The sequence below is a fragment of the Pseudomonas sp. H1_A03 genome, from assembly GCF_054685145.1.
The window spans coordinates 4,744,073-4,756,138 of sequence record NZ_CP162829.1; the positions used below are offsets into that span (position 1 = coordinate 4,744,073).

11 protein-coding genes are annotated in these 12,066 nt (G+C 59.2%); 5 read left to right on the forward strand and 6 right to left on the reverse strand.

Annotation, left to right across the window (positions count from 1 at the left end):
- Positions 1–120: 120 nt before the first annotated feature.
- The 5 genes from AB4O35_RS22095 to AB4O35_RS22115 form a co-directional block, all read right to left on the reverse strand.
- Positions 121–1,575, reverse strand: a complete 1,455-nt coding sequence (locus tag AB4O35_RS22095) for an outer membrane protein transport protein (protein ID WP_065872002.1) — start codon at positions 1,573–1,575, stop codon at positions 121–123.
- 128 nt (positions 1,576–1,703) lie between these two features.
- Positions 1,704–2,198 carry an alkane oxidation protein activator PraB gene (gene praB, locus AB4O35_RS22100; protein WP_065872003.1) on the reverse strand — a complete coding sequence of 165 codons (495 nt, stop codon included), beginning with the start codon at positions 2,196–2,198 and terminating at the stop codon, positions 1,704–1,706.
- 131 nt (positions 2,199–2,329) lie between these two features.
- Positions 2,330–2,824: an alkane oxidation protein activator PraA gene (praA, locus tag AB4O35_RS22105; RefSeq protein WP_065872004.1), complete on the reverse strand. Its 495-nt coding sequence runs from the start codon at positions 2,822–2,824 to the stop codon at positions 2,330–2,332.
- Between the two features lie 136 nt (positions 2,825–2,960).
- On the reverse strand, positions 2,961–4,241 hold the full coding sequence (locus AB4O35_RS22110) for an alkane 1-monooxygenase (RefSeq protein ID WP_065890863.1): 1,281 nt from the start codon (positions 4,239–4,241) through the stop codon (positions 2,961–2,963).
- A 294-nt stretch (positions 4,242–4,535) separates the two neighbouring features.
- Positions 4,536–5,534 (reverse strand): alpha/beta fold hydrolase, encoded by a 999-nt coding sequence (locus AB4O35_RS22115; RefSeq protein ID WP_065880703.1) that lies wholly within the window; start codon positions 5,532–5,534, stop codon positions 4,536–4,538.
- A 267-nt stretch (positions 5,535–5,801) separates the two neighbouring features.
- Here AB4O35_RS22115 and AB4O35_RS22120 point away from each other — a divergent pair, with 267 nt between their 5' ends.
- Genes AB4O35_RS22120 through AB4O35_RS22130 form a run of 3 tightly spaced genes read left to right on the forward strand, consistent with a single transcriptional unit; the run spans position 5,802 to position 9,076 of the window.
- The gene (locus AB4O35_RS22120; protein WP_460149288.1) at positions 5,802–7,340 is read left to right on the forward strand and encodes a flavin-containing monooxygenase; all 1,539 of its coding nucleotides are present in this window, start codon (positions 5,802–5,804) and stop codon (positions 7,338–7,340) included.
- A complete protein-coding gene (locus AB4O35_RS22125) occupies positions 7,337–8,227 on the forward strand; it encodes an SDR family NAD(P)-dependent oxidoreductase (RefSeq protein ID WP_065945344.1) in 891 nt (296 codons plus the stop codon). Before AB4O35_RS22120 ends, AB4O35_RS22125 begins: the two co-directional genes overlap by 4 nt.
- 15 nt (positions 8,228–8,242) lie before the next feature.
- Positions 8,243–9,076, forward strand: a complete 834-nt coding sequence (locus tag AB4O35_RS22130; RefSeq protein WP_065872009.1) for a metal-dependent hydrolase — start codon at positions 8,243–8,245, stop codon at positions 9,074–9,076.
- Here the strand turns inward: AB4O35_RS22130 and AB4O35_RS22135 are convergent.
- Positions 9,073–11,148, reverse strand: coding sequence for an EAL domain-containing protein (locus tag AB4O35_RS22135; RefSeq protein WP_065872010.1), 2,076 nt, complete (start codon positions 11,146–11,148; stop codon positions 9,073–9,075). The genes AB4O35_RS22130 and AB4O35_RS22135 overlap by 4 nt on opposite strands.
- A 308-nt stretch (positions 11,149–11,456) precedes the next feature.
- Between AB4O35_RS22135 and AB4O35_RS22140 the strand changes: the two genes are divergently transcribed.
- The gene (locus tag AB4O35_RS22140; RefSeq protein WP_065880700.1) at positions 11,457–11,723 is read left to right on the forward strand and encodes a hypothetical protein; all 267 of its coding nucleotides are present in this window, start codon (positions 11,457–11,459) and stop codon (positions 11,721–11,723) included.
- A gap of 13 nt (positions 11,724–11,736) precedes the next feature.
- Positions 11,737–12,066 (forward strand): DUF6388 family protein, encoded by a 330-nt coding sequence (locus tag AB4O35_RS22145; protein ID WP_065872012.1) that lies wholly within the window; start codon positions 11,737–11,739, stop codon positions 12,064–12,066.

A 12,066-nucleotide genomic window follows, 5' to 3' on the forward strand; every position in this document is an offset into this window, starting at 1 on the left:
GGCATGGGGCAGCAGGAATGTTGATATGAGAAGAGTTCGCTGTCGCTGAATTGAGGACGAACCGCTGGTTGAAGGCAGCAAGATGCGCTTGATGCCTTCTTCCATCGGCCTCCGCAAACGTCAGAACGCGTAGGTTGCCGATAAGCTGACGACATCGCCCGACGACTCGGCTTTGCCGTTGAGGCTGGCGCCACCCAGGCGATCGACGTTCTGGGTCTTCAGCTTGACCTCCTGAACGAACTGGTGGGAGTACGCAACATCGAGACTCAAACCCTTGACCGCTTTGACATCGTACCCAGCGCCCAACGACAGAAAGGTGCGGTCCCCATCCGGGATCCGTGGGTCACGGGTGGAGTTGCGGGTGGGTGTCTGGTCGATGGCCACACCGGCACGCAGGGTCAATTCATCGGTGGCGCGGAAATCGCCGCCGACCGAGTACATCCAGGTGTCTTTATAGTTGTAGGGGATGGAGACGATCGTCGCGCCTCCCGACTTGAGCGTAAGGTCTTTAAACGACGACCACTGCGTCCAGGTCACGCTGGCGCCCAGGGTGAATCGGTCGTTGAACTGGTGCACCCAATCCAGGCCCGCAGTGGCAGGAATGTCCAGTTGGACACTGGCATGGGCACCGTCCGGCGCCAGTTCAAGGCCGGGATAAGCCGTATTAACCAGTGTGCCGCTACCGCCGAAAGGGCTCGGCTGGGTCATGAGGTTGTAGGAAAACTGATCGGCGTAAATATTGTATTTACCGGTCATTTTGTTTTTGATCTTGGCGTGGTAGTTCAAGCCCAACGTATCTCGGTCCGTGGGTTTCCACACGACGCCGGTAAACCAGCCAGCCGAGATATTGTCGACCTTGACACGCATCAATGCGCTACCGACATCCGATGGAAACGTGACCCCGCCCAGGACGGAATCCGACACGGCAGCGGCAGATAGCAAGTCGACGTTCTGGCTTACGAAGCCCTTGCTGTGCTGCACGATCACGCCACCACCGATGGAGAATTGATCATTGACCTTGAACGACAGGGACCCCGTCAAACCCACCGTTTCGATCTTGGTGTCCACGGCAAAGTCGCGCAGTTTCGAATCCTGATCCCAGGTGGAGCGCATGCCTTGGGGAACGACCTGGCTCAGGCCGAAAGCGAACCGATCCCCCAGGGGCATCACCATGAAACCGGTTGGCAACCAGGCCGTAAACCCGCCTTGCCCGCCGTCGTTGTTGTTAGCAGTGGTCGCCGCGAGGTCGGGAAACCCTCCTGCGTCCAACGGAGTACTGGAAATCGGGTTACCTGCATAATCAGAGGCATCGCCCTTGTACTTGATCTTGATACGCGCATAGTCGACGGTAAATTGCGCAACGTTATGCTCTACAAAAGCCATGGCAGCTGGGTTGTTGTACGCCGAGCTCGGGTCATTCTTGAACAGCGAGCCGCCCGCAAAAGCCCGACCCCAACCTGGCGCGCCGTAGGTCGGCGTTGAAAAACCGCCGGCTTGCACGGGTGCGATCACAATCGCCCCTCCTATCAGCGCCAGCCCCAGCAAAACCTGCACATGTTGTTTCTTATTATTCATGCGGCACTCCTTATTGTTATCTGAGCCGGTCCCGCCGGTTCGTCTTGCTGCCTGGCTATTCATGAACTGGCGCCTGGTTCAGGCGCCAGTTTTCAATGGGTGATCAACCCTGTGTGCTCAAGCGGCTCTCAAGGCACGATGGTCAGCGCAGGGCTTGGTGTCACGCTCAGGCTCACCACGGTGCAGCTGCCGCTCAGCGTCTGGTTGGCTGCCGACAGCACGCCGCCGCTGTAGCCCACGGTAATGGTGGACGGGCCGCAATTGGAGGCCGGGTACAGAATCGAGCTGGCGATGGTGTAACCGACGTTGGTCACAGAACCGGCAGCCGGGCCAGTGGCGGTCAAAGTCCAGGGCAAACCAGTGATCTTGGGCAGGGCGCACAGCCCGCCACCGGTCACCGCCACGCCCGTGATTTTTGCAACGCCCGTCGCATCAACATTGCCGGTGAACGTCGCACCGCAATTAACGGTGGCTTGGAAGGAGGATGGCGATTTCACCGAGATGGTGCCTGGCGCGGTGAAGCTGGTGTTAACCGGAGCGATGCTATAAGCGTTCGCCATGGAAGCAGCACCCATGCAAACAGCCAAAGCAGACAACGATACGAGGGTTTTCAAGCTTTTCATTGTTTTTCCTCACATGTTATGGCGAGTCATTCGCCAGGGGGTAATGGCCATGATCGAGAGGTCACGGTGAAACTGCAGAACTTCCCTTTCCAGCCAAATCTCAATTCAATTACCGCAACAACATTTAATGTTTATTCAACCACTTTGAAGTTCGGTGGCATCTTGATCGACACCGTCTTGATTGTGCAGTCTTCGCCAATCGGTACATTCGCGGCTTCCAACTTACCGGTGGCGTTATCCCATGTTCCCTCGGCGGTAGAAGGCCCGCACTTGCCGCCTAAACCAAAGGCATGAACATCCACGCTGATTTTCGACATAGAACCACTCTTGGTGTCTTTGGCAACTAATACCCAGGGCAGGTTAATGGCTTCGACTCGGCTGCATTTGAGGCCGCCATCGAATTCAACTTTGTCGACATTCACCGATGAGCCGTCGGCCGCCACTTTGCCGGCGACCTTGATGGTGCAGTCGGCGCTGATCAGCGCACCTTTGGAAAAACTGATGGGGCCCTGGGCGGTAAACGCACTGCCGGCAGGCTCAATGCGCGCAGCTTGAGCCTGGTGATAGACGATCAGGCCCAGCGCGGCCAATACGATATGGGTGGTGAACTTGGCAGGTGATTGCATAGTGTACGTCCTTCCCTTTAAATTATTTTTGTTCGGGTCAAACACTGTTTTTTTGCAACTCATTTGGAGAATCCTGGGCGATAGAGACCTGCGCGATGCACAGATCCCGAGCGCACAACACATGTTTTAATTCACCTCAGAACGGCTTGGCACTGCCGCTGTATTTCTCCAGATACTTCAAGCGTTGTGAAGGTTGAAGATTGGTCAGGGTGATATCCCCGGCATAATGGTTCAGCACTCGATGGTCCATGCGACGGCGCCACAAGTAAGGCACATAGGCCCAGACAATCATGCTCGCATAGCCGTAGGGAAGTTGCGGCGACTCATCAAAGTGGCGCAACGACTGATAACTACGGGTTGGGTTGGCATGGTGATCGGAGTGCCGCTGCAATTGGAACAGAAAGATATTGGTGACAATACGGTTGCTGTTCCATGAATGCCGTGGTGAGCAACGCTCATAACGACCATTGGGCAACTTCTGGCGTTTAAGCCCGTAATGCTCGACGTAGTTCACCACTTCCAGCAGCGAGAAGCCGTAGATGCCTTGGATGATCAGGAACGGGATCACTGACACGCCCAACCACGCGATCATCGCACCCCACAGCACCACGCTGTACATCCATGCGCTGAGTACGCCGTTCTGCCAATGCCAGGCGGGCAAGCCGAGCTTGCGCAGGCGTTCGCGCTCCAGGTTCCACGCCGAACGGGCACTGAGCCATACCGAGCGGGGCAGGAAGGCCCAGAAGCTCTCCCCCAGGCGCGAACTGGCTGGATCTTCCGGTGTAGCCACACGTACGTGATGGCCACGGTTGTGTTCGGTGTAGAAGTGGCCGTAGAAGGTCGGGGCCAGGGTGACCTTGGCCAGGAACACTTCCAACGCGTTGGGCTTGTGTCCCAGTTCGTGGGCCGTGTTGATCGCGATGCCGGTAGCGGCACCTGTCGACATGGCCATGCCCAGGTAGGTGAACCAGCTCGCTTCGCCATGCAGCTGAGTGCGCGCAGTGATGTAGCTGGCGGCGTGGGACAACCAGTTGGACGGTTCCAGGTTCGCGGCAGCTTGCAACAAACCACCCCGGATGATCCAGTCGATACCGCCGGCGGCCAGCCAACCGGTGATCACCACCGATGAAATGACGAACAGCACGCCCGTGTAGACGATCCAGCGGTAATAGCTTTGGGATTCGAGGTGGCTGACGGCGGATTCGGGCGGGTTGCTCACATCCTCACCAAGCAAGCCGTCGATCAGCGGGATCAGGCCGAAGATCACCAGCACGCCAACCCACCAGAGTTGCTGGATACCGGTGGAAATGGCCAGGGCACCGGAGAGCAATGGCGTGGCCAGGGGCATGATGCCCAGCCACCACAGGTGACGCTTGCCGTCGGTCCATACGCTTGGGGCTGCCAGAGTCTGATTCATGGCAACCTCCGTGGCAGGGAGGCAGAAAAAAGGTTCGGGGAGCGCTGAATGCTCCGAGAAATCAACCATGCGATAAAAGGCGTTTTTTTCATTTTTATTCGCTCTTAGGCATTTCAAAAATCATTTCAAAATAAACATTGAAATATTTTTTTAAAGAAATAGCGCGGAATCGATAGGTCGTCAACTACTTTTTCGAGGCCTTTTCCGCGTGACTGGGCAGTCTGTTTTTCTGCCGTTTGGTCAGGTCTCTAGGGCAAGCATTTCGGACCGTCCACCGCGCAGTGGAGGCCACGATTATTTGTTTGCCAAGGCAAATGGCGGATGCAGGATCGCGGCGGTTTCCGGCGGCCGGGCACGCTTGGCCAATTGCATTACCGCCTCGACCACCCGCGCCGTGGCGGTGATCGGCAACATATGGCCGCGCCCTTCCACCACCTGCAGCTTCAGGCCGGGGACCCTGTCAGCCAGGGCCTGCCCGTGTTTGCGAAAGTCCAGGACCTTGTCACGCGCGCCATAAATCAGGCTGATCGGCAGCGTCAGTTGCGGGTAGCGCTTGACCATGTCCGGTAGGTAATCGTTGACCAGCGCGATCTCGCTGGACGCCGCATAGAAGTTGTCGGGCCGCATGCCCAGCAGCCCGCCGCCCCGGGTAGCAAAATCCTCTGGGGCAGTGTCCGGAGCGAACACGCCCTTGACCACCGAGCGGCGTGTGAGCAGGCCCATTGGCACGGTCAGGGTGTGCGAAACCCAACGCCGCAGCAGGGCCGGTCGTACCGCCAGTGACCAGAACACCAGGGGCAATGTGGGTTGGGGATGGGTCAGGGGTGCCACCAACACCAGGCCAGACACGGCATGGGGATGGTCCAGGGCCAGCGCCAGTGAAATCGCGCCACCGAGGGAATGCCCCAGCACCAGCGGTTTTTCCAGGCCCAGCGTGTCGATAAAGGCTGCCACTTGCCGCGCCTGGGCCGGCAAGTCTGCGGCGGTGCCTTTATGGCGCGTGGAATAGCCCGACCCCGGACGGTCAAGCGTGATCACTCGAAAGTGCTCGCGCAACTGGCCGGACAAGGCATAGGTGAGGTTGCGACTGCTGCCCATCAGCCCGTGAATCATCAACAGCGGTGGGCCCTTGCCCTCCTCGTAATAGTGAAAGCGCTCGCCATTCACTTCCATATAGCGCCCGTTGCTCGGAACGGCAGCTTCGATACGCCGCGTCATCCAGGCACTGAACCCCCACAAAGCAGCGCTCACGCCTATAAACACAGCCGCAGCGATAACCCATTCAACAGCCATAGCTCGGTCCTCTGCATCCCTACTGCTGGCGACCCGACCGGAATTGATCAAGGCCTCAGCCATCGTCCACACCCTGGACCTAAACTTCGTGCCTGTCCGTCGGACAACTCGCACATGAGGAACCTGGGACTAGCGTAGGCGATATTTTCAGGTAGATTATTTAAAATCTTTTTTAAAATAAGTAATTCAATTTTTCTTTGCAATGGTGTTCTATCTAAAAGACAAAACAAGAAAGCGAGCACACCCGATGCCCACGAAGGACTGCTTATGAATGCCCAGAGTGATTCAATCGACATTGCCATCATCGGCTCAGGCTTTGCCGGCCTGTGCATGGCGATCAAGCTCAAGGAGGCCGGGTTCACCGACTTCTTTATTGCCGAACAGGCCGACACCCTCGGCGGCACGTGGCGGGACAACCACTACCCAGGTTGCGCCTGCGATGTGCAGTCCCATGTGTATTCGTTTTCCTTTGCGCCCAACCCGGACTGGACGCGACAGTTCGCGCCGCAGGCAGAGATCCGCGCTTACCTGGAACAATGCGCCACGCGCTTTGGGTTGGCGCCCTACCTGCGCTTCGGCATGGGCCTCAAACGCGCGGTGTTCGACGACCAACAGCAACGCTGGCAGTTGAGCTTCAGCGATGGCCGTCAGGTCAGTGCGCGGGTACTGGTATCGGGCATGGGCGGCTTGTCGCGCCCGGCGCTGCCGGAAATTCCCGGGCTCGACAGCTTCAAGGGCAAGCGCTTTCACTCCCAACAATGGGATCACGACTACGCCTTGAAGGGTAAGCGCGTGGCAGTGATCGGCACCGGCGCCAGTGCCATTCAGTTCGTGCCGCAGATCGCGCCGCAGGTGGCTCACCTGGACCTGTTCCAGCGCACCCCGCCGTGGATCATGCCCAAGCCCGACCGCGCGGTTTCGCCCTTCGAACGCTGGCTGTTCAAGCACCTGCCCTTCACTCAGCGCCTGGTGCGCGGCGCCTTCTACTGGGCGCTGGAAGGCCGCGTGGTCGGCTTTGCCCTGCACCCACGGCTGATGAAGATGGTGCAGAAAATCGCCCTGCGCCACCTGCATAAACAAGTGGCTCGCCCTTCGCTGCGCAAAACGCTGACCCCGGACTACACCATCGGCTGCAAGCGCGTGCTGATTTCCAATGACTACTACCCAGCGTTGTCGCGCAGCAATGTGGAGGTGGTCACCGACAACGTGCTGCGCATTGAAGCTGACGGTGTGATCACCGCCGACGGCATCAAGCACCCGGCCGACTGCCTGATTTTCGGCACCGGCTTCCAGGCCACCGATCCCCTGCCCCGCGATTGCATCATCGGGCGCGGTGGCGTGGACCTGATGGACACCTGGCAAGACGGCGCCCACGCCTACAAGGGCACCACCGTGCCGGGCTATCCCAACCTGTTCCTGATCGTCGGGCCCAACACCGGCCTGGGGCATAACTCGATGATCCTGATGATCGAAGCCCAGGTCACCTACATCCTCGACGCACTCCAGCACATGCAGCGGCATCGCATCGCCACTGTCGACGTCAAACCCAGTGTCGAAAGCGCCTACAACCAACAGCTGCAAGACAAGCTCAAGCGCACTATCTGGAACACCGGCGGTTGCCAAAGCTGGTACCTCGACCCGCGCACGGGCAAGAACACCACCCTATGGCCCGGCTCCACCTGGCGCTTCAAGCAGGTCACCCGGCAGTTTGCGCTCAAGGACTATGTGGCCGACCTGCTACCGGTCAACACGCCCAGCCGTCCAGTGCCGGCGCCCCACTCCACCGCAGAAGGCAGCCTGTCATGAAATCATTCAACGGTCGCGTAGCGGCCATTACCGGCGCGGCATCCGGCATGGGTCGCGCCCTCGCCCTGGCCCTGGCTCGGGAAGGCTGCCACCTGGCGCTGGCGGACAAAAACAGCCAGGGCTTGGAACAGACCGAGGCGTTGATCAAGACCTCGACCCTGGCCCCCGTGTTGATCACCACCCAGGTGCTGGATGTTTCCGACCGCCAGGCCATGCTGGATTGGGCCGCGCGCTGCGTTGCCGAACACGGCCAGGTCAACCTGGTGTTCAACAATGCCGGGGTGGCGCTGTCGAGCACGGTGGAAGGTGTGGACTACGCCGACCTGGAATGGATTGTCGGCATCAACTTCTGGGGTGTGGTCCACGGCACCAAGGCGTTCCTGCCGTATCTGAAAGCCTCGGGTGACGGCCATATCGTCAACACCTCCAGCGTATTCGGCCTGTTTGCCCAACCCGGCATGAGTGGCTACAACGCTACCAAGTTTGCCGTGCGCGGCTTTACCGAATCCCTGCGCCAAGAGCTGGATATGCAGCGCTGCGGCGTCTCTGCCACCTGCGTACACCCGGGAGGCATTCGTACCGATATCTGTCGCAGCAGCCGTATCGACGCGAACATGACCGGTTTCCTGATCCACAGCGAACAGCAGGCCCGCGCCGACTTCGAGAAGCTGTTCATCACCGACGCCGACCAGGCCGCCAAAGTGATCCTGCAAGGCGTGCGCAAAAACAAGCGTCGTGTGCTGATCGGCCGTGACGCGTATTTCCTCGACCTGCTCGCCCGGTGCTTGCCGGCGGCCTATCAAGCCTTAGTGGTATTCGCCAGCCAGCGCATAGCCCCAAAAGCCCGCACGCCGGTGTTTGAAACCAACGACGAGCCCCGTCTCTGAACAGGAGCATGCACTATGTTACCGATCCGCCGTGACATCCATTTTGACCTGCCCGCCGAGCGCATCAAGGACTGGCATGAACAGGGTCCGTTCATCACGCATTTTTTCAACGCCTTGTCGCTGTTGTTCCCCCAGGGCGAGCTGTTTTTCATGGACAGCGTGCGCCACTACCGCCAGCACATCGATGACCCTGAACTGAAGAAAGAGGTCCAGGGTTTTATCGGCCAGGAGGCCATGCACAGCCGTGAGCACGTGGCCTACAACAACCTGCTGCAAGAGGCAGGATTGCCGGCACACACCCTGGACCGACGGCTTAAATTCATCCTCGACCTGCAGAAAAAACACCTGCCGCCGTCCTTCAACCTCGCGGTGACCATTGCGCTTGAACACTACACCGCAATGCTGGCGGAAATACTCCTGAGCGACCCGACACGTTTCGGCCATTCACTCAAAGGCTACCAGCAGATGTGGTACTGGCACGCCCTGGAGGAAACCGAACACAAGGCCGTAGCCTTCGACGTGTGGAACCGCGTGATCAAGCCCGGCCCCAAGCGTTACTTGCTACGCACCGGGACCATGCTGACCACCACGTTGCTCTTCTGGCTGGTGGTATTCGATTTCCACCTGCGCCTGCTGATTGCCGACCGCAAATCGGGGGGGCACCTGAAAGGCTTCTGGCGCATGCTGAAGTTTCTGTATGGGCCCAAGGGGGTTTTCCCACGGATGCTGGTGCCGTGGTTGCATTACTTCAAACCCGGTTTTCACCCCTGGGACCATGACAACCGGGCTCGTCTGGCTGGAATAGACAGCCTGGTCGAGGAAATCGAGCAGACCCAGCGCGGTTATTAGCCCTCGGCTAACGCGGCACGCGCTCGCACAAAGCCTTCCAACTGATCGCCCGGCAGCGCCTTGCTGAAATACCAGCCTTGGATAATCAATTCGGCGCCGGTGTTCAGGAAGGCCAACTGCTCGGCAGTCTCTACCCCTTCCACCACCACACCCAAGTTCAGGGCCTCACAAAAACGCAACATGCCGGTCATGACCTGAGCGCCCTTGGGATCATGCTGGGCCACCACGAAACTGCGGTCGATCTTGATGAAGTCCACCGGAAACTGGTGCAGGTAACTCAAGGCCGAAAACCCGGTGCCGAAGTCATCGATGTAAACCTTGGCACCCATGGCTTGCAGCTTCTGGATGGTCTGGCGCGTGGCCTGGATATCACTGACCAGCGCGTCCTCGGTGATTTCCACCGATACCTGCCCGTGGGCCTGGGCCAGAATCTCCACAAGGCGCTCGCCATAGGCAGCGTCGGTCAGGGTCGCGCTGGAAATATTGATGGTCATCGGCAAGGCAAAGCCAAGTTTTTGCCACTTCTGGTATTGGCGAACCGCCTGGGATGCCACCCACACATCCACGTCCGGCATCAACTGTGCCTGGGCCAGCCATTGCAGGAACTCCCACGGCGAATGCACCGTGCCCTGGGCATCACGAGCTCGCATCAGCGCCTCACAGCCGGTGCACAGGCCGGTGCGAGTCGAGACCTGCGGCTGGAATTCGAGGTAGAACTCGTAGTCGCTGATCTGCTGGATGCGGCTCAGCTCAGTGGCCTGGCGCGCCAAAGTCTTGTGCGAAGCGAGCACCGGGTCCAACTCGCGCAACCGGCCCTTTTCCTCAAGGCCACGGAAGGTCATGTCCAGGGACTTGAGGTAGACCGTGCCGCCCTCAGTGGCCTGGCGATGAATCGCGTGCACATACGGCGCATACACCAGCGTGCCCAGGGCCAGCAGTGCCAGTTGCAGCGCCACCGCCGCCAGGTCGCCGTGGGTGCTGAGATAGGCGTTGAGCAGCACAGGCGCCGTGAACGGTACGCTGACCACTGCCGGCGACACCCAGCCCATCTGCACCACGGTTAACGCCACCGTGGCGTTCAACGCCGGTACGATCAGAAACGGTATGAACAAGCGCGGGTTGAGAATGATCGGTAAACCGAACAGCAGCACTTCACTGACGTTGAACAGTGAGAGCGGCACACTCGCCACCGCCAACAGGCGCATGGACTGGCTCTTGGAGAACAGCAGGATCGCCAGCAACAGGCACAATGCACCGCCCGAACCACCGATAAACGCAAAGCTGCCCAACAGGCCGCTGTTCAACACATACTTGATGGGCTCGCCCGCTGCCGACGCCGTGCTATTCAGCACTACGGCCTGGTCCAGCACATCGAACAACGGTTGCATGGCGTACACACCGTGGATCCCGAAAAACCACAGCAGCGAATTCATCAATGTCACAAACAGGCCGCTGCCGTAGGGCGATTCCAACGCATTGAGTACCTGCGGCCCTTGGAGTTGGGCCACATAGGGCACCTGCAACAACAAGGACAGCACTGCCACCAACGCCAAGGCAGTGATCGCCCCCGGCACCACCATGTTGATCGTACCTCGCAGGTTGTGCCCCACCAGGTCTTCGTTGACCACTCGGGTCCAGCGGTAACGGTGCAGCCAGGCAATCGCCGGCACATTCAACAGCGGCGAGGCAATCGCGATAAACAGTACGAAGGTGGCCGAGGCGCGCGGGTACTCCCGCAGGACAAACGTCGCCACTACCACATGAGCCAGGCACAGGAATGCCACCGGCAGTTGCGGCAGGCGATGTTGGATCGCCAGCATGTAGCCAATGGAAGCGGCCACCAGCAGTGGGATGACGGAGCTGATCTGATTGTGGAGGCCGGCGAGGAACGCCACCACCTGCGGGTCGAAGCCAAGCACGCGAGCACATTCAGACAGGATCAGAAAGCTCGCTGACACCAGCAGGCACGGCAGGATCCACAACAACCCTTCGCGGATCGCTCGCAGCGACTCCGTGCTGGCCAAGGCGGCCAGACGTTGGGTGAAGAAAAGCTTGAACAGCGTTTGCGCCATGACCCATCCCTCTGCCCATCGCCCACTGTCCCTGGAAGGCAGCGCCGTAAACACGGGCTAACGCTACACGTCCAGGCACAGTGAGCGAAAGCTTTTTGCCATTCCTCCGGGTGTTTTTTCAACAATGGATGACAGGAAATTCGCTGAATATTTCCAAATAATTGACTTTTCTAAGCTGGGCCAATCGCGGAATCTGCTTCAATACTTACTGCCTGTGTGTTTATGGGTGCAGGCTCGCGGCGCCGGGGGCGCAACTGATCAAGGAAGGTTGTTGCAAAGGAAGCAGGCACCAGGGAGATAAGCTGGCTATGCAAAGTAAGCTGCCAATGAAGGGGCACCCGCTGTTTTTCAACGTGCTGCTGTGGGTGTTCGGCGTCGCGCTGCTGTTGATCAGCAGGGGCGTTATTGAACGGGCGACGGGGTCCCCCAACAATAGCTCTGTGGACTTGGCCCTCGTGCTGAGCGCGTATCTGTTATTGTTTTTACTCAACCCCATACGCGCCTGGACCCACCGCCGGCTGCGCAAACGCGCGCGTCGCCTCTGTGCATCCCACCGACCGGAATCCGGCCCTTGATTGGAGCAAGCCTTTGTCACCACCTGGCGATAACCACCAGTTAGCACTGGACAGGTTCCTCAACGAACACCCCGATGTGGCCACCGAACTCAATACCCTGAACCCGCTGGCCGCCCAGGCCAAGGGCGAAACCCTGGCGCAGTACCGCGCCGAGCGGCTGCATGAAGCCTTCGAAGCGGAAGCCGAACGCCAAGGCCTGTTTGCCTGGGAATTGACCCTCAAACTGACCTCCGAGTCCGCCGAAGCCTTCGAAGCCCAGCGCCTCGAGGTGCACAGGGAAGTGGCGCAGATGGCGGGCCTGGGCTGGAGCGAGTACTGCCAGCTGCATGACCTCCCCGGTTGA